This is a genomic window from Serratia sp. NCCP-200, assembly GCF_059697885.1.
The window spans coordinates 222,161-239,674 of sequence record NZ_BAAKUJ010000001.1 but is presented as its reverse complement, the minus strand read 5'-3'; the positions used below and the strand labels follow the sequence as shown (position 1 = coordinate 239,674).

Below are 17,514 nucleotides of genomic sequence, written 5' to 3'. Positions count from 1 at the left end.
CTATGAGATGAACATCAAACCCAGCGCCCCACCAGGGTCCACCTCGGTGCGATGGCAGCTGTGGATCGTGGCTTTCGGCTTCTTTATGCAGACGCTGGATACCACCATCGTCAATACCGCGTTGCCCTCCATGGCAGCCAGCCTGGGGGAAAACCCGCTGCGCATGCAGTCGGTGATTGTTTCCTATGTGCTGACGGTCGCAGTAATGCTACCTGCCAGCGGTTGGCTGGCGGATCGGGTTGGCGTCAAACGGGTGTTCTTCAGCGCCATCGTGCTGTTCACGCTCGGGTCGATCCTGTGCGCCCGTTCGGAAACCCTGAATGAGCTGGTGGCCTCCCGCGTGATACAAGGCATCGGCGGCGCGATGATGGTGCCGGTCGGCAGGCTGACGGTGATGAAAATCGTCCCGCGTGAACAGTATATGGCGGCGATGACCTTCGTCACCCTGCCAGGCCAGATCGGCCCGCTGATGGGGCCCGCCTTGGGGGGCTTTCTGGTGCAATACGCCAGTTGGCACTGGATCTTCCTGATCAACATTCCCGTGGGGATCGCCGGAGCGATTGCCACCGCGCTGCTGATGCCCAATTACACCATGCAGACCCGGCGTTTCGATATCAGCGGCTTTATCATGTTGGCAATTGGCATGGCGACGCTGACGCTGGCGCTCGACGGGCATAAAGGCATGGGGCTTTCCTCTGCCACTATCGCCGGGCTGGTGGTTATGGGTTGCGCTGCGCTGGCTGGCTACTGGTTGCATGCCCGAGGTAACAGCCGGGCGCTGTTCTCACTACGACTATTCAAGACGGCAACCTACCGCATCGGCCTGACCGGCAGCCTGTTGGGACGGATCGGCAGCGGTATGTTGCCCTTTATGACACCGTTGTTTTTGCAAGTGGGTATGGGGTTTTCCCCGTTCCACGCCGGGTTGATGATGATCCCGATGATCATCGGCAGCATGGGCATGAAGCGCATCGTGGTGCAGGTGGTTAACCGCTTCGGTTATCGCAATGTACTGGTAGCCGCCACGCTGATGCTGGCGCTAGTCACCCTGAGTTTTCCGCTGGTGGCGATGCTGGGCTGGGTTTATCTGCTGCCGCTGGTGCTGTTCTTCCAGGGTATGGTTAACTCCCTGCGTTTTTCCGCCATGAATACCCTGACGCTGAAAGATCTGCCCGACCGGCTCGCCAGCAGCGGCAACAGCCTGCTGTCGATGGTGATGCAGCTATCCATGAGCCTGGGCGTCAGTATTGCCGGGATCCTGATTGGCAGCTTCGCGCATCATCAGGTGGTGGCCGATAGCCCGGCGATCCACAACGCCTTTATCTACAGCTATGGCTGCATGGCGCTGATTATTGCCCTGCCGGCGCTGGCTTTCGCCCGCGTACCGACCGGCATCGCCCCCAACCGCACGTTGACCAAAGAGCCGGGCACCGGCTCCACGAGGAAACAATGAGAATTGGCATAACCGGCAAGCTGTTCATGGCGATCTTCGCCACCTGCATGTTGGTGTTGATCACCATGCACTGGGGCGTACGCGTCAGCTTTGAACGGGGTTTTATCGATTACATCAAGCACAGCAATGAGCAGCGCATCAGCATGCTCGGTGACGCGTTGGAAGATCAGTATCGCCTCCACGGCAACTGGGAATTTCTGCGTAACAACGATCAGGTGGTGTATCAGATCATGCGTTCGTTTGAGCAGAACAGCGACAGTAGCCACAATCTGCCCCCCAAGGGCTGGCGCACCCAATTCTGGGTGGTGGACAGTCAATATAACCGGTTGGTAGGCCATTCCGGCCCGATCCCGAAAGAAAGCACCCGACACCCGATTCATTACAACAATCAGATCGTCGGTTGGGTAGTGGCTACTCCACCGGAAAAACTGACGCGCAATGCGGACATCAACTTCGATCGCCAACAGAAGCGCACCAGCTGGATGATCGTTGGGCTATCTACCTTGTTGGCGGCGGCAGTCACCTGGCTGATGTCGCGCGGCCTGCTGGCACCGGTTAAACGCCTGGTTGCTGGTACCCATCGGCTAGCGGCGGGTGATTTCAGCGCTCGGGTGGCGGTCAGCAGCCAAGATGAGCTGGGTCGGCTGGCACAGGATTTCAACCAGCTTGCCACCTCGTTAGAAAAGAACGAACAGATGCGGCGGGCGCTAATGGCGGATGTTTCCCACGAGCTACGTACCCCACTGGCGGTACTGCGTGGCGAGTTAGAGGCGCTGCAAGACGGCGTTCGCCAACCCACACCGGCTTCGCTCAGTTCGCTACAGGCGGAAGTCTCAACCCTCACCAAATTGGTGGACGATCTGCACCAGCTGTCACTCTCCGATCTCGGCGCCCTCGCCTACCGTAAATTGCCGGTAGATTGTGTGCATCTGGTGCAGATCGCAGTGGCGGCCTTCCGTGAACGTTTTCATGCCAAACAGTTGGAAATCGTCACCTATCTGCCGGAACAGATGCCACTGTTTGGCGATCCTGACCGACTGCTCCAGTTATTCAACAACCTGTTGGAAAACAGCCAACGCTATACCGATGCCGGTGGTCGGCTGGAGATTGGTATCGAACGCCTGCCCGGAACGGCGCGGATTTACTGGCAGGACAGCGCCCCAGGTGTGAATGACGAGCAACTGGCTCTCATCTTCGAACGCTTTTATCGCACTGAAGGATCGCGTAACCGCGCCAGCGGCGGTTCGGGGCTGGGGCTCTCCATCTGTCAGAACATTGTGGAGGCACATGGCGGCGAGATCCGCGCACAACACTCGCCTTTAGGCGGCGTGCGCATTACAGTAGATTTCCCCATCTCTGGTGAATAATAAGGTTGTTTGATGGAAAACCAAAATCAGCCACTACAAATCATGATTGTGGAAGATGAACCCAAGCTGGGCCAACTGTTGGTAGATTATCTGCAGGCTGCTGGCTACGCCACCCGCTGGCTGAGCAACGGCAGCGAGGTGATCCCGGCGGTGCATGAACATCCACCGGCGCTTATTTTGCTGGATTTGATGCTGCCAGGCTGCGATGGCTTAACCGTTTGCCGTGAGCTACGCCGTTTTACCGATATCCCCGTCATCATGGTGACCGCCAAAATCGAGGAGATCGACCGCCTGCTGGGGCTGGAGATCGGGGCGGATGACTACATCTGCAAGCCTTACAGCCCGCGCGAAGTGGTTGCCAGGGTGAAAACCATCCTGCGCCGTTGCTATCGGCCCCAGGAACATAGCGATGATGATTCACTGTTGCAGATTGATGAGCCACGCTTTCAGGCCAGCTATCAGGGCCATATCCTGGATCTGACTCCGGCGGAATTCCGCCTGCTGAAAACCCTGGCCTGCCAGCCGGGCAACGTGTTTTCACGCGAACAACTGCTGAACAATCTGTACGACGATTACCGGGTGGTGACAGACCGTACCATCGATAGCCATATCAAGAACCTGCGCCGCAAGCTGGAGCTGATCGACGGCGACAAGGCGTTTATCCGTTCGGTCTACGGGGTGGGCTACCGCTGGGAAGCCGAACAGTGTCGGCTGGTCAATGGGCTGTGACGCTTACAGCGTCCAGTCTTCCACCTCAAGCTCCGCGACCATAGTGAAAGCCCGATCGCTGGTCACTATGGTTGCGCCACGGCTTACCGCATGTGCGGCAATAAGCTGATCCAACGCCCCCATCGGTCTGCCTTGTTTTTCCATACTTGCGCGCATGACACCATAGCAATGCGCCGCCGCAGAGTCCCAGGAGTAAACGGTGACGGCGTCCAGGAACATCATCACCGTCTGTTTTAGCGCCTTGTTCTGCCGCTTGGCGACGCCATAAAGCAGTTCCGCCTGGGATATGCTGGAAATACACACCGACGATGGCGGTACCCGGCCCATAGCCGCAAGCAGCCGAGGATGCTGACGAAAAAGCTGGCTCACCGTGTTAGTGTCGAACATATACATGACTTACTGTTCCTCCTTGAACGGATCCCGTTCTGCTATCCCTTGCTGGCGATCGTCAGCAGTCAGGAAGTCAGCAGGAACCGCCACGTTTTGCAGCATGGTCAGTAGCGGTTGCCAGGAGTCCAATTTCATTGGGTGCTTCGACAAGATAACGTTACCCTGTTCATCCCGGCGAATATAAACCTGATCGACATCGAATTCGAATTCCACTGGCAATCTCACCGCCTGATTTCTACCGTTTTTAAAAAGCTTGGCGACTCTTTCCATATTGCACCTCCTCACGCTGGCATAGGCCAAAGCATATGCCTATTTTGAGTGGATGCCAAGGCCAAGCTGCCTGTTTTTTGTTCGCATAAGGAATGCGGATATCAGCCACCCTATCCTCTCAACGTAGCAAAATCATCTGCCGTCTAACGTTTTTTGCCAACGATGCGAACCGCTACGCAATCACCAATGTAACCAGGGCAACCTCCCTCCAGCCCAACCTGGCAACGAATACAACAAGCCACCCATTTCTGTGCACTGGTACGCATTACTTCACCGTTAAAAAAAACGCTTGCCGAGACATTAGCTACACTTATCTCACTTATTGGCACTAATCAGGAGCAGGACCATGGCAAGCGGACATTATGAGCTGACAAAATCGAGCAACGGGCAGTATCACTTCAACCTGAAGGCCAGCAATGGCGAGATCATTCTCTCCAGCGAGATGTATGCCAGCAAAGCCTCGGCGGAAAACGGGATTGCATCCGTGCAAACCAATTCGCCTCATGAAGCGCAGTTTGAAGTAAAAATCAGCAGCAACAACAAACCCTATTTCGTGCTGAAAGCCAAAAACCATCAGGTGATTGGCACCAGCCAGATGTACAGCTCGGATAGCGCAGCGAAAAGCGGGATTCAGTCGGTGATCAAGAATGGCCCTACCACAGACGTGCGTGATTTAAGCGTATAAATCTCATCCGGCCTGCGCGCGGTATCTGTTACCGCGCGGTTTTTCTGATGATGAAGATCAATCTCCCTTGAAAATTTCCGGTTAATTGCTGATTTCTTGGCGGGCTGCCGCTACAATCCCCCGCTTTCACTGCGCCATTGGGTGGCGCGGTGCTGACCTGAAATCAGACCGAGAATCACTATGTTTACACCAGAACTCCTCTCCCCGGCGGGAACGCTGAAAAACATGCGTTACGCCTTTGCCTATGGCGCCGATGCGGTTTACGCAGGCCAGCCGCGTTACAGCCTGCGGGTACGTAATAACGAATTTAACCACGAGAACCTGCAGCTTGGGATTAACGAAGCCCATGCGCTAGGCAAAAGGTTCTACGTGGTGGTTAACATCGCGCCACACAACGCCAAACTGAAAACCTTCCTGCGTGACCTGAAACCGGTGATCGACATGGGCCCGGACGCGCTGATCATGTCCGACCCCGGTTTGATCATGATGGTGCGCGAAGCCTTCCCGCAGATGGACATTCACCTCTCGGTGCAGGCCAACGCGGTCAACTGGGCAACGGTGAAGTTCTGGCAGCAGATGGGCTTGACGCGAGTGATCCTTTCCCGCGAGCTGTCGCTGGATGAAGTGGCAGAAATCCGTAGCCAGGTACCAGAAATGGAGCTGGAGATCTTCGTTCATGGCGCACTGTGCATGGCCTATTCCGGCCGCTGCCTGCTTTCCGGTTACATCAACAAACGCGATCCCAACCAAGGCACCTGCACCAATGCCTGCCGCTGGCAGTACAAGGCAGAAGAAGGCAAGGAAGACGATACCGGCAACATCGTGCATCTTCATGAGCCTATCGCGGTGCAAAACGTTGAGCCGACGCTGGGCATTGGCGCGCCAACCGATAAAGTCTTTATGCTTTCCGAAGCGCAGAAACCCGGCGAGTACATGAGCGCGTTTGAGGACGAGCACGGCACCTACATCATGAACTCAAAAGATCTGCGAGCCATCCAGCACGTAGAGCGGCTCACCCAGTTGGGCGTACATTCGCTGAAGATTGAAGGCCGTACCAAGTCCTTTTATTACTGCGCCCGTACCGCACAGGTTTATCGCCGTGCCATTGACGACGCCGTTGCCGGTAAACCCTTCGATCCAAGCCTGCTGACCACGCTGGAAGGTCTGGCTCATCGTGGCTATACCGAAGGTTTCCTGCGCCGCCATACGCACGATGCCCATCAGAACTATGATTACGGTTCCTCCATTTCCGAACTGCAGCAGTTTGTCGGGGAATTTACCGGGGTGCGCCGTAACGGCTGGGCAGAAGTAGATGTAAAAAATAAATTCCTGGTCGGTGACAGCGTAGAGATGATGACGCCAGGAGGTAACGTGTTGTTTACCCTGGAAAGCCTGCAGAACAAGAAGGGCGAGACGATCGATGTCGCTCCGGGCAACGGCCATATCGTTTATTTGCCAATCCCCGAGGATATCGACCTCAATTATGCGTTGTTGATCCGCAATTTGCCGCAGGACGATAGCCAGAACGGTTAAGATGTTTATCGCCACCCGCCTGGGTGGCAATTTTTGGCAAATATTAGAATCAGATCACATCAATTAGCGCGCGGCTTGGTTATTATCAGGCTGCTTAAAACTAATAACGAAAATATTTGCATAGCAATACTAGGAACCACCTCCTTAGCCAGCCCAATCTCCCTTGGGTTGGCCTTTTCTTTTTTATCCCCTTAAATTTCAATCAGCTGAAAATTTCATTGGTTTTTTAGGATATTTCTTGCATTGCGCCAAGCGGCTTATCATTTTCCCTGCAATATATAAATTATTCTATAGCGATTAATAAGGTCGTTAATACCAACGCTTAACTTGCGTGAAAGAAAGGTATTTCCCCCCATTGGGCATTGATTATATAAATACCCTGTAGCAGCCAAACGCGGCATTACCTGAATATTCTTATGGCCCGCTACCGGATTGTGGTTTATCGTTAATGGCTTGGTTTAGGGTTCAAACTACTGGGAAGCCCCACCTGGCCACCGTTTGACAGCCGATTCGTTTTTCGCCATAAGGATCAGGAATGCACCAATATGCACCAGCACTGCTTATCATCAATGGTAAAAGCTCCGGCAACGAGGAAGTTCGCGCAGCGGTGAACCTGCTGCGCCGTGAGGGCCAGACCCTGCATGTCCGCGTCACCTGGGAACTGGGGGATGCTGCTCGTTACGTCAAAGAGGCTAGCCAACTGAGGGTTGAAACCGTGATCGCCGGGGGTGGCGACGGTACCATCAACGAGGTCGCTGCCGCATTGGCACAACTGCCCGCAGAGTTTCGCCCAATACTCGGCATACTGCCGCTGGGCACCGCCAACGACTTTGCTACCGCCTGCTCTATTCCCTTACAACCAGATTTGGCCTTGCAGTTAGCCATCAAGGGCCGAGCGGTGCCGATCGATCTGGCCAAGGTCAATGACGAGCGCTATTTCATCAATATGGCGACCGGCGGCTTTGGCACCCGCATCACCACCGAAACCCCGGAAAAACTGAAGGCTGCGCTGGGGGGCGTTTCCTATTTCATTCATGGGCTGCTGCGCCTGGATGCGCTGAAAGCCGACAGTTGCGAGATCCGCGGGCCAGATTTCCATTGGACCGGAGAAGCGCTGGTGATCGGTATTGGCAACGGTAGGCAGGCCGGGGGTGGGCAGAAACTTTGCCCTGGGGCGCTGATTAACGATGGTTTATTGCAGGTGCGCCTGCTCACTGCCGAAGAGTTGATGCCTACGCTGGTCAATATCTTGTTCAGCGGTGAGGAAAACAGCAACGTAGTCGATGCCTCATTGCCATGGCTGGAAATCACCGCGCCGCATGAAATCACCTTTAACCTTGATGGCGAACCGCTGAAAGGTCGTGATTTCCGCATTGAGGTGCTGCCTGATGCGATCAAGTGCCGCTTACCGCCAAATTGCGATCTGCTGGGATAAACAAATAATCCACGCGCTCAGATCGAACAAGCTTTAGCCCGGCGTAACGCCCCTCACCCTAACCCTCTCCCACAGGGAGAGGGGACAGTATGTGCTACAAATTAGCCCCAGCGCTCAACCATTACATCGTTTAAATCCCCTCTCCAATAGAGGGATTTAATATGCGGCCCTCCCCACCACATCAAATCGTTCCCAACCTCATGGTGAATTTGCCGTGCTACAAATTATCATCCACACCTGAGCGTATCACCGAATCAGCTCCCTCTCCCTGTGGGAGAGGGTTGGGGTGAGGGGCTGGTGCTACAAATTAATTCCCGCTCCTGAACACGCCTGCGAACCCACATCCCTCTTTTTACCTCAAGATAAAACCACCACCCCACGTCTGCGATCCACCCATAAATGTGATCTCCAGCGGCAATTCTCACAAATCATACTTGTATGGTAGTTAGTTCAAGGTTAATTTTCGCCCATACGTTATCAGCAACAACAGGATGTGGAAGTCATGAAAATTGTTAAAGCCGAGGTGTTTGTCACCTGCCCGGGAAGAAATTTCGTCACCCTGAAGATCACCACCGACTGCGGGCTAACCGGGATCGGTGATGCAACCCTGAACGGCCGCGAACTGCCGGTCGCGTCTTATCTGGAAGATCACGTCTGCCCACAGCTGATTGGCCGCGATGCTCATCAGATCGAAGATATCTGGCAGTACTTCTACAAAGGTGCTTATTGGCGCCGTGGCCCGGTGACCATGTCGGCCATCTCTGCGGTGGATACGGCATTGTGGGATATCAAAGCCAAAGCGGCCAATATGCCGCTTTACCAGTTGCTGGGTGGCGCTTCACGTACCGGCGTCATGGTGTATTGCCATACCACCGGCCACTCGATTGACGAAGTGCTGGACGATTATGCCAAGCACAAGGAGCTGGGTTTCAAGGCAATCCGCGCACAATGCGGCGTACCAGGGATGAAAACCACCTACGGCATGGCCAAGGGTAAAGGCCTGGCGTATGAGCCTGCGACCAAAGGTAACTGGCCGGAAGAGCAGCTGTGGTCAACCGAGAAATACCTCGACTTCACCCCGAAACTTTTTGCAGCCGTGCGTGAAAAATTCGGTTTTGACGAACACCTGCTGCACGATATGCATCACCGCCTGACGCCGATCGAAGCGGCCCGCTTTGGCAAAAGCGTTGAGCAATACCGCCTGTTCTGGATGGAAGATCCTACCCCGGCCGAAAACCAGGAGTGCTTCCGCCTGATCCGCCAACATACCGTGACCCCGATTGCGGTTGGTGAGGTGTTCAACAGCATCTGGGATTGCAAACAGCTGATAGAAGAGCAACTGATCGATTACATCCGTACCACCATCACCCACGCCGGGGGCATCACAGGCATGCGCCGTATCGCCGATTTCGCTTCACTGTATCAGGTGCGTACCGGCTCACACGGCCCTTCCGATCTGTCGCCGATCTGCATGGCGGCGGCGTTGCACTTTGACCTGTGGGTGCCGAATTTCGGCGTGCAGGAATATATGGGCTACTCCGAACAGATGCTGGAGGTGTTCCCACATAACTGGACGTTCGACAACGGCTATATGCATCCAGGTGAAAAACCAGGGTTGGGCATCGAGTTTGACGAAAAACTGGCTGCCAAATATCCCTACGATCCAGCCTACCTGCCGGTAGCGCGCCTGCAAGACGGCACCCTGTGGAACTGGTAAACCGAGGAATTTCTATGAAAAGCATTACTGTTCAACAGCCAGGGCAATTGGTGATCGAAGAACGCCCATTGCCATCGCCGCAGCAAGGTGAAGTCCGGATCCGTGTGGCTAGTTCCGGGATCTGCGGTTCCGACGTGCATATCTATCGGGGCCATAATCCGTTTGCCAAATACCCGCGCGTGATCGGCCATGAGTTCTTTGGCCATATCGATGCTATCGGCGAAGGTGTCGACCCGTCACGTATCGGAGAACGCGTGGTGGGCGATCCGGTTGTCAGTTGCGGCCATTGCTATCCCTGCTCGGTGGGTAGGCCAAACGTCTGCACTGAACTGCAAGTCATCGGAGTGCACCGTGACGGCGGGTTCAGCGAGTACGTGACGCTACCAGCCAAAAATGCCCATCCAGTACCGGACAGCATTCCAGACGACGAAGCCACGATGGTCGAACCCTTCACCATTGCTGCCAACATCTGTAGCCAACTGCAACCTGGCCCGTTAGATGTGGCCTTGGTGTATGGTGCCGGACCGATGGGGCTAACCTCCATTCAGGCGCTGCGCGGCGTTTACGGCGTTAAACAGATTGTGGTGGCCGATCGTATCGATGAACGTCTGGCTATGGCTACCGCCAATGGCGCGGACGTAGTGATCAACAACAGCCATCTTGATTTGGCCAGCGAGTTACAAAAACTCGGCATTCGGCCAACGCTGATCATCGATGCTGCCTGCCACCCGGCCATTCTGCCGGAGGCGATCGGTTTGGCTTCTCCCGCTGCGCGCATTGGCATTATGGGCTTCTCTGCCGAGCCCTGCGTGATCAGCCAGCAAGCCATTACCAGTAAAGAGATCTCGATTTACAGCTCACGCCTTAACAGCAACCGCTTCCCGCAGGTGATTGCCTGGATGGCGCAACGCCAGATCCAACCAGAGAAACTGATCACCCATCAGTTTACGTTTACGCAAGTGCTTGACGCGATGGAGGTCTTCGAAAAAGACCAAAAGCAGTGCTGTAAAGTTTTACTGAAATTCTGACCTGACGACTTTCCAGCTACGGCCTGCTGTAGCTGGAAGGAAACAGGGGCTTCTGAACCTCATCTTTGCCGTCCTTACAACAACAATTTGCAGAGAACAGAACAATGATGAACGCAAAAATTGACAACACTCAGCCGGAAAGAAGTACCTCGGACCTGATCAAGGCGGCCGTTTCCGGCTGGCTTGGTACCGCATTGGAATTTATGGATTTTCAGCTTTATTCGCTAGGTGCAGCATTAGTTTTCCATGAAATATTTTTCCCGGAACAGTCCGCCGCCATGGCGTTAATCTTGGCGATGGGAACCTACGGCGCGGGTTATATCGCCCGTATTGCGGGTGCCTTCTTCTTTGGACGCATGGGGGATACCATCGGCCGTAAAAGGGTGCTGTTTATTACCATTACCATGATGGGGATCTGCACCACCTTAATCGGCGTGCTGCCAACCTATGCGCAAATCGGTATTTTCGCCCCTTTGTTACTGGTGTTACTGCGTATTATTCAAGGGTTGGGAGCAGGTGCGGAAATTTCCGGAGCCGGAACCATGCTGGCAGAATATGCGCCTAAGGGTAAACGCGGGATTATCTCCTCACTAGTAGCCATGGGCACCAACTGCGGCACGCTGTCAGCAACGGCTATCTGGGCCGTCATGTTCTTCTTCCTGTCGAAAGAAGAGCTGCTGGCCTGGGGCTGGCGCGTTCCTTTCCTGGCCAGCGTGGTCGTCATGCTGTTTGCCATCTGGCTGCGTATGAACCTGAAAGAAAGCCCGGTGTTTGAAAAAGTTAACGACGACAGCACCAGCGCAACACCGGCTCACGCCGTGGCTGACAAGACCCATTCGCTGTCGGCAATGTTCAGTAGCAAATCCTTCTGGCTGGCTACCGGGCTGCGTTTTGGCCAGGCAGGCAACTCCGGTCTGATCCAGACTTTCCTGGCTGGTTATCTGGTGCAAACCCTGCTGTTTGAGAAGGCTATCCCAACCGACGCCTTGATGATCAGCTCCGCCATCGGTTTTATTACCATCCCGTTCCTTGGCTGGCTCTCCGACAAGATAGGCCGGCGGATACCTTATATCCTGGTCAATATCTCCGCCATCATTCTGGCTTACCCCTTGATTTCGATGATTGTGGACAAGACCAATGAGGTGAACGTGATTATGGCCTCGATCATTATTATCCATAACGTCGCGGTGCTGGGCCTGTTTGCGCTGGAAAACATCACCATGGCGGAAATGTTTGGTTCACGTAACCGCTTTACCCGCATGGCGATCTCCAAAGAGGCCGGTGGTTTGGTGGCGGTCGGCTTCGGCCCGGTATTGGCCGGTATCTTCTGCAATATGACCGACTCCTGGTGGCCAATCGCCGCCATGATGATCCTGTACTCCGTTATCGGCTTGCTGGCAGCGATATTGATGCCAGAAGTCAGAGATCGCGACCTGAGCCTGGCGGAAGATGCCGCAGAAAGCCCAGCGCTACCGATAGCCCAGCGCGTCAGCAGTCATTAATCCCTCTTCAATCCTCTGCCGCAGAGAAGGTTCTGCGGCAATCAAACCATCACACAGTGAGTTTTAACATGGATACCAAGCTGTTAGCAGCCAACGCCATTGTTCCGCAGTACGATCGTAGCAAACTGGTTTCGCGCCTGGTTCATCTGGGCTTTGGTGCCTTTCATCGGGCCCACCAGGCGGTATACGCCGATATTCTGGCACAGGAACACGGCAGCGACTGGGGGTACTGCGAAATCAACCTGATCGGCGGCGAACAGCAAATCGCCGATCTCAAACAGCAAGATATGCTCTACAGCGTGGCAGAAATGTCAGCCGATGCCTGGCAATGCCGGGTGGTGGGCGTAGTAAAACAGGCGCTGCATGCGCAAATCGACGGGCTGGACGCCGTGTTCCAGGCCCTGGCCCAGCCAGAAGTGGCTATTGTGTCCATGACCATCACCGAAAAAGGCTACTGTCATTCTCCCGCCACCGGCCAGTTGCAGCTAGATCATCCATTGATTGTGCGGGATCTGGCTAATCCGCATCACCCACAAAGCGCAGTTGGGGTTATCGTCGCAGCCTTGGCGCAGCGTAAAGCTGCCGGGCAATCTGCATTCAGCGTGATGTCTTGCGACAATATGCCGGAAAACGGCCATGTGACCCGCAACGTGATCACCACCTATGCCAAAGCGCTAGATCCGGCGTTGGCAACGTGGATCGAAACCCACGTCACCTTCCCTTCCACCATGGTCGATCGCATCGTGCCAGCCGTGACGCCAGACACCCTGGCTCAGGTCGCACAGCAAACCGGCGTGCAGGATCCGGCAGCCGTGGCCTGCGAGCCGTTCCGCCAATGGGTGATTGAGGACAATTTTGTCGCGGGCCGCCCGGCATGGGAACAAGCCGGTGCCGAACTGGTCAGCGATGTGTTGCCGTTCGAAGAGATGAAGCTGCGTATGCTGAACGGCAGCCACTCGTTCCTGGCCTATCTGGGTTATTTAGCCGGTTACCCACACATCAGTGACTGTATGCAGGATGAGCATTACGTCAAGGCCGCCCGCCATCTGATGCTGGCTGAGCAAGCCCCAACGCTGAACACGCCGGGAACCGATCTGGAGAAATACGCCGATTCCCTGCTGGCACGCTATGGCAATACAGCGTTGAAGCACCGCACCTGGCAGATCGCCATGGACGGCACGCAAAAGCTGCCGCAGCGCATGCTGGATTCGGTGCGTTGGCATCTGGCCAACGGCAGTGATTTTGACTGTCTGGCGCTGGGCGTAGCGGGCTGGATGCGTTACGTCGGCGGTAAGGACGAACAGGGTCAACCGATCGACATCAGCGATCCATTGCGTGAGGAAATTGCCCTGCGCGTCGCCAACAGTGCTGAAGGTGAGCCTCGCGTGATGGCGTTACTGCAAATGACCTCGGTGTTCGGACGCGATCTGCCGGATAACCAACGCTTCGTCAATGCCGTGACCAGTGCTTATCTGGCGCTGTTGGCTCGGGGAGCTAAAGCGACGGTGGCAAGGGTGCTGGCGCGCTAATAGAAAAGCAGAGAATGCGGGTGGATTTATCCGCCCTCTTTCACGGGTTAATCTGCTAGTATGGTGGCATTCACTACTACTCTCATATATTGATTGTCGCCATGTCAGAATCGTACGTCCTCACGAATAATGTCCCGGTCAATCAGCAGATCTATCGTTTCCTGCGCAAAGATATCGTCGATTGCACCATCCCTCCGGGCACGTTGCTTTCCGAGAAAGAGATCTCCACCCGTTTCAGCGTTTCACGCCAACCGGTGCGCGAAGCCTTTATCAAACTGGCTGAAGCGGGGCTGGTGCAGATCTTGCCGCAACGCGGTACCTTCGTGATGAAAATTTCCGCCAAACGAGTGGCCGACGGGCGCTTTATCCGTCAGGCGGTGGAATGCGCCATCGTGCGGCGAGTTGCCACCACCATCACCCCCGAGCAGTTGATGACGCTGGAGCATAATCTGCATCGCCAGGAGCTGGCGGCACAGAATAATCAGATCCGCGAGTTTTTGGCGCTGGACGACGAATTCCACCATCTGCTGACGCAAATGGCCAACTGTGCCCTGGCGTGGGAAACCATCGAGACCATCAAAGCGACGATGGATCGGGTGCGCTTCCTCAGCCTGAGCGAAGTGTCACCGCCGGAGAATCTGATCCACCAGCATTACCGTATTTTTGAGGCGCTGAAAGCCCAGGATCCTGATGCGGCGGAGCTGGCTATTCATGAGCATTTGCAGGAGATGATCTATTCGATCACCCCGATTGCCCTGCAAAACACCGATTGGTTTGAAGCCGAGTAAAAACTGTTCCCCTCTCCGATCAGGAAAGGGGACACCATCAACAAGCGCTCACTCGCAAATTTTGCCTTCTAAATAGCATTTCTTCTCAATCGCATCTATTGTCTCTTCGCATCATCAGGTTTTGATTAGTATCTTTTGCATAGCTTCAATCACCGCTTTTGACTACGCCGGTGGCCAAATACCCAGAGTTACCGGTGTATAGGAAGCTTTAACGGGAGTGAATCATGACAGATATTGCACAATTGTTAGGTAAGGAAGCGGAAGACCTTTTGCAACACCGCTGCACCACCATCCCTGCGGAAAATCTGTACCTGCCCGGTGGCGACTTTGTTGATCGGGTGATGATCGACAACAACCGCCCAAACAGCGTGCTGCGTTCAATGCAAACCTTGCTGAACCATGGCCGCCTGGCGGGCACCGGTTATCTATCGATCCTGCCGGTCGATCAGGGCGTGGAGCACTCTGCCGGGGCCTCGTTTGCCGCCAACCCACTCTATTTTGATCCAAAAAATATCGTTGAGCTGGCGATCGAAGCTGGCTGTAACTGCGTGGCGTCCACTTACGGCGTGCTTGCTTCGGTCTCCCGCCGCTACGCCCACAAGATCCCGTTCCTGGTCAAACTGAACCACAACGAAACCCTGAGCTATCCAACGCAATACGACCAGACTCTGTATGCCAGCGTTGAGCAGGCGTTCAACATGGGGGCGGTGGCGGTTGGTGCAACCATTTACTTCGGTTCCGAGCAGTCACGCCGCCAGATTGAAGAGATCTCGATCGCCTTTGAGCGCGCTCACGAACTGGGCATGGTGACCGTATTGTGGGCCTATCTACGTAACCCTGCGTTCAACAAGGATGGCGTCGATTATCATTCCAGCGCCGATCTGACCGGCCAAGCCAACCACATTGCGGCCACCATCGGTGCCGATATCGTCAAACAGAAAATGGCCGAGAACAACGGCGGCTACCGTGCAGTGAAATTCGGTTATACCGACGATCGCGTCTATGACAAGCTGACCACCGATCACCCGATCGATCTGGTGCGCTACCAGTTGGCAAACTGCTACATGGGCCGTGCCGGTTTGATTAACTCTGGCGGCGCCGCAGGGGAAAATGACCTGCAAGAGTCAGTGCGTACCGCCGTGATCAACAAACGGGCTGGCGGGATGGGCCTGATCCTGGGGCGTAAAGCGTTCAAGAAATCGATGAAGGATGGCATCGCCCTGATCAATGCCGTGCAGGACACCTATCTCGACAACAGCGTCACCATCGCTTAATCGTTATTTATCAAATTATTAGTCTTCGAGGCTCAGCTCTGCTGGGCCTTTTTCATGTCCTACCCCCTCTATTCTTTCATTATTAATTTCTTTTCTTTCATTTTTATCTTTCACAATAAAATATTTATCTTTCAAAGTGTGATCCATTTAAAACAAAAGCCGAACCAAAGTGGTTACTGTATGACCCATGGCGACAGAGCCGCACTTCGCTCCAGGCCATAGCATCCATCACAGGAGAAAAAAATGATTGAGCTAATAACCCACGGAGCCGAATGGTTCATCGGCCTGTTCCAAAAAGGCGGGGAAGTGTTTGTCGGTATGGTGACCGGCATTTTACCGTTGTTGATCAGCCTGTTAGTTATCATGAACGCGTTGATCAACTTTGTTGGCCAGGAACGTATCGAACGTTTGGCACAGCGCTGTGCCGGTAACCCGGTTTCACGCTACCTGCTACTCCCCCTGATCGGCACCTTTGTGTTTTGTAATCCGATGACGTTGAGTCTCGGACGTTTTATGCCAGAGAAATATAAACCCAGTTATTACGCCGCAGCCTCCTACAGTTGCCACTCCATGAACGGCCTGTTCCCCCATATCAACCCTGGCGAACTGTTCGTTTACCTCGGCATTGCCAGCGGTTTGACCACGCTTGGCCTGCCGTTGGCTCCTCTGGCAGTGAGTTACTTCCTGGTTGGGCTGTTCACTAACTTCTTCCGCGGTTGGATCACCGATCTCACCACCAGCATATTTGAACGCAAGATGGGCATCCAACTGGATCGCCAGGTTCAACTTTAATTTGTGGAGCGCAGCATGAGTGCTTATATCCGTATTGAGAAAGGTGCTGGCGGCTGGGGTGGCCCACTACAGTTACCTATCGAGCCAGGTAAGAAAATCGTCTATATCACCGCCGGTACCCGCCCGGCGATCGTCGACAAACTCAGCGATTTAACCGGCTGGCCTGCGGTAGACGGTTTCAAAGAAGGCGAACCACCGGCGGAAGAGATTGGTCTGGCGATTATTGACTGTGGGGGGACGTTGCGTTGTGGCATCTACCCTAAACGCCTCATCCCGACTATCAATATTCATTCAACTGGCCGCTCTGGCCCTCTGGCGCAGTTTATTCTGGAGGATATTTACGTTTCCGGCGTACGGGAAAACAACATCAGCCTGATTGAGGTTGCACAAGGGTCTGAAACTCCTCCGCCCAGCGAAAAACAGCCACAACCAAAGGTTCGTGATTACGATACCAGCAAAAAAATCACCGAACAGAGCGATGGCCTGTTGGCAAAAGTCGGGATGGGTATGGGGTCAGTTGTCGCGGTGTTTTTCCAGGCCGGACGTGACACCATCGACACCGTGTTGAAAACCATTCTGCCGTTTATGGCCTTCGTCTCGGCGCTGATCGGCATCATCATGGCCTCTGGTCTGGGTGACTTTATCGCCCACGGCCTGACGCCGCTGGCCAACAGCCCAATCGGTTTGGTGACGTTGGCGCTGATCTGTTCCTTCCCCCTGCTTTCACCGTTCCTCGGCCCTGGCGCCGTCATCGCTCAGGTCATCGGCGTGCTGGTGGGCGTACAGATTGGTCTTGGCCATATTCCCCCTCAGTTGGCACTCCCGGCGCTGTTCGCCATTAACGCCCAGGCCGCCTGTGACTTTATCCCGGTGGGTCTGTCCCTGGCAGAGGCCAAGCAGGATACGGTACGTGTCGGCGTCCCTTCGGTACTGGTTGGGCGCTTCCTCACTGGCGCACCTACGGTCCTGATCGCCTGGGCCGCATCGGCCTTTATCTACCAATAAATTGCCCGGAGGAAAAC

16 protein-coding genes are annotated in these 17,514 nt (G+C 54.7%); 14 read left to right on the top strand and 2 right to left on the bottom strand.

What is annotated here, in order from left to right:
• Window positions 1-7 precede the first annotated feature (7 nt).
• From AC6HVW_RS01140 to baeR, 3 genes are read left to right on the top strand one after another with little or no spacing between them, the layout of a single operon-like run.
• On the top strand, window positions 8-1,453 hold the full coding sequence (locus AC6HVW_RS01140) for an MFS transporter (RefSeq protein ID WP_071683875.1): 1,446 nt from the start codon (window positions 8-10) through the stop codon (window positions 1,451-1,453).
• Complete coding sequence (gene baeS / locus AC6HVW_RS01135; protein ID WP_071683876.1) at window positions 1,450-2,820, top strand: envelope stress sensor histidine kinase BaeS; 1,371 nt, start codon at window positions 1,450-1,452, stop codon at window positions 2,818-2,820. The genes AC6HVW_RS01140 and baeS overlap by 4 nt, the downstream gene beginning before the upstream one ends.
• Window positions 2,821-2,832: 12 nt before the next feature.
• The gene (baeR, locus tag AC6HVW_RS01130) at window positions 2,833-3,549 is read left to right on the top strand and encodes an envelope stress response regulator BaeR (RefSeq protein WP_059201493.1); all 717 of its coding nucleotides are present in this window, start codon (window positions 2,833-2,835) and stop codon (window positions 3,547-3,549) included.
• Window positions 3,550-3,552: 3 nt separating this feature from the next.
• Here baeR and AC6HVW_RS01125 read toward each other — a convergent pair whose 3' ends face one another.
• Window positions 3,553-3,942, bottom strand: a complete 390-nt coding sequence (locus tag AC6HVW_RS01125; protein WP_071683877.1) for a type II toxin-antitoxin system VapC family toxin — start codon at window positions 3,940-3,942, stop codon at window positions 3,553-3,555.
• Between the two features lie 3 nt (window positions 3,943-3,945).
• Window positions 3,946-4,209 (bottom strand): antitoxin, encoded by a 264-nt coding sequence (locus AC6HVW_RS01120; RefSeq protein ID WP_071683878.1) that lies wholly within the window; start codon window positions 4,207-4,209, stop codon window positions 3,946-3,948.
• Window positions 4,210-4,555: 346 nt separating this feature from the next.
• On the opposite strand from AC6HVW_RS01120, the gene AC6HVW_RS01115 reads away from it, so the two are divergent.
• From AC6HVW_RS01115 to srlE, 11 genes are all read left to right on the top strand, one after another.
• Complete coding sequence (locus AC6HVW_RS01115) at window positions 4,556-4,894, top strand: YegP family protein (RefSeq protein ID WP_071683879.1); 339 nt, start codon at window positions 4,556-4,558, stop codon at window positions 4,892-4,894.
• Between the two features lie 180 nt (window positions 4,895-5,074).
• The gene (gene trhP, locus AC6HVW_RS01110) at window positions 5,075-6,427 is read left to right on the top strand and encodes a prephenate-dependent tRNA uridine(34) hydroxylase TrhP (RefSeq protein WP_059201494.1); all 1,353 of its coding nucleotides are present in this window, start codon (window positions 5,075-5,077) and stop codon (window positions 6,425-6,427) included.
• A 535-nt stretch (window positions 6,428-6,962) separates the two neighbouring features.
• Window positions 6,963-7,862 (top strand): lipid kinase YegS, encoded by a 900-nt coding sequence (gene yegS, locus AC6HVW_RS01105; RefSeq protein WP_071683880.1) that lies wholly within the window; start codon window positions 6,963-6,965, stop codon window positions 7,860-7,862.
• 502 nt (window positions 7,863-8,364) lie between these two features.
• On the top strand, window positions 8,365-9,579 hold the full coding sequence (manD, locus tag AC6HVW_RS01100; RefSeq protein ID WP_447888459.1) for a D-mannonate dehydratase ManD: 1,215 nt from the start codon (window positions 8,365-8,367) through the stop codon (window positions 9,577-9,579).
• A gap of 14 nt (window positions 9,580-9,593) precedes the next feature.
• Entirely contained in the window at window positions 9,594-10,607 is a 1,014-nt protein-coding gene (locus tag AC6HVW_RS01095) for a Zn-dependent oxidoreductase (RefSeq protein WP_071683882.1), read from the top strand.
• 107 nt (window positions 10,608-10,714) lie between these two features.
• The gene (locus tag AC6HVW_RS01090) at window positions 10,715-12,109 is read left to right on the top strand and encodes an MFS transporter (protein WP_497569289.1); all 1,395 of its coding nucleotides are present in this window, start codon (window positions 10,715-10,717) and stop codon (window positions 12,107-12,109) included.
• 68 nt (window positions 12,110-12,177) lie between these two features.
• Complete coding sequence (locus tag AC6HVW_RS01085) at window positions 12,178-13,638, top strand: mannitol dehydrogenase family protein (protein WP_497569238.1); 1,461 nt, start codon at window positions 12,178-12,180, stop codon at window positions 13,636-13,638.
• A gap of 101 nt (window positions 13,639-13,739) precedes the next feature.
• Complete coding sequence (locus AC6HVW_RS01080; RefSeq protein WP_497569237.1) at window positions 13,740-14,426, top strand: GntR family transcriptional regulator; 687 nt, start codon at window positions 13,740-13,742, stop codon at window positions 14,424-14,426.
• 224 nt (window positions 14,427-14,650) lie between these two features.
• On the top strand, window positions 14,651-15,700 hold the full coding sequence (gene fbaB, locus AC6HVW_RS01075; protein ID WP_021178801.1) for a class I fructose-bisphosphate aldolase: 1,050 nt from the start codon (window positions 14,651-14,653) through the stop codon (window positions 15,698-15,700).
• 243 nt (window positions 15,701-15,943) lie between these two features.
• Window positions 15,944-16,492 (top strand): PTS glucitol/sorbitol transporter subunit IIC, encoded by a 549-nt coding sequence (gene srlA, locus AC6HVW_RS01070; RefSeq protein WP_021807150.1) that lies wholly within the window; start codon window positions 15,944-15,946, stop codon window positions 16,490-16,492.
• 15 nt (window positions 16,493-16,507) lie between these two features.
• On the top strand, window positions 16,508-17,497 hold the full coding sequence (gene srlE / locus AC6HVW_RS01065; RefSeq protein WP_071683885.1) for a PTS glucitol/sorbitol transporter subunit IIB: 990 nt from the start codon (window positions 16,508-16,510) through the stop codon (window positions 17,495-17,497).
• Window positions 17,498-17,514 lie beyond the last annotated feature (17 nt).

What these genes read in the sequence shown, in the direction of transcription:
- AC6HVW_RS01140 (WP_071683875.1), top strand. Translation starts at nt 8, where the DNA reads ATGAACATCAAACCCAGCGCCCCACCAGGGTCCACCTCGGTGCGATGG.
- baeS (WP_071683876.1), top strand. Translation starts at nt 1,450, where the DNA reads ATGAGAATTGGCATAACCGGCAAGCTGTTCATGGCGATCTTCGCCACC.
- baeR (WP_059201493.1), top strand. Translation starts at nt 2,833, where the DNA reads ATGGAAAACCAAAATCAGCCACTACAAATCATGATTGTGGAAGATGAA.
- AC6HVW_RS01125 (WP_071683877.1), bottom strand. Translation starts at nt 3,942, where the DNA reads ATGTATATGTTCGACACTAACACGGTGAGCCAGCTTTTTCGTCAGCAT.
- AC6HVW_RS01120 (WP_071683878.1), bottom strand. Translation starts at nt 4,209, where the DNA reads ATGGAAAGAGTCGCCAAGCTTTTTAAAAACGGTAGAAATCAGGCGGTG.
- AC6HVW_RS01115 (WP_071683879.1), top strand. Translation starts at nt 4,556, where the DNA reads ATGGCAAGCGGACATTATGAGCTGACAAAATCGAGCAACGGGCAGTAT.
- trhP (WP_059201494.1), top strand. Translation starts at nt 5,075, where the DNA reads ATGTTTACACCAGAACTCCTCTCCCCGGCGGGAACGCTGAAAAACATG.
- yegS (WP_071683880.1), top strand. Translation starts at nt 6,963, where the DNA reads ATGCACCAATATGCACCAGCACTGCTTATCATCAATGGTAAAAGCTCC.
- manD (WP_447888459.1), top strand. Translation starts at nt 8,365, where the DNA reads ATGAAAATTGTTAAAGCCGAGGTGTTTGTCACCTGCCCGGGAAGAAAT.
- AC6HVW_RS01095 (WP_071683882.1), top strand. Translation starts at nt 9,594, where the DNA reads ATGAAAAGCATTACTGTTCAACAGCCAGGGCAATTGGTGATCGAAGAA.
- AC6HVW_RS01090 (WP_497569289.1), top strand. Translation starts at nt 10,715, where the DNA reads ATGAACGCAAAAATTGACAACACTCAGCCGGAAAGAAGTACCTCGGAC.
- AC6HVW_RS01085 (WP_497569238.1), top strand. Translation starts at nt 12,178, where the DNA reads ATGGATACCAAGCTGTTAGCAGCCAACGCCATTGTTCCGCAGTACGAT.
- AC6HVW_RS01080 (WP_497569237.1), top strand. Translation starts at nt 13,740, where the DNA reads ATGTCAGAATCGTACGTCCTCACGAATAATGTCCCGGTCAATCAGCAG.
- fbaB (WP_021178801.1), top strand. Translation starts at nt 14,651, where the DNA reads ATGACAGATATTGCACAATTGTTAGGTAAGGAAGCGGAAGACCTTTTG.
- srlA (WP_021807150.1), top strand. Translation starts at nt 15,944, where the DNA reads ATGATTGAGCTAATAACCCACGGAGCCGAATGGTTCATCGGCCTGTTC.
- srlE (WP_071683885.1), top strand. Translation starts at nt 16,508, where the DNA reads ATGAGTGCTTATATCCGTATTGAGAAAGGTGCTGGCGGCTGGGGTGGC.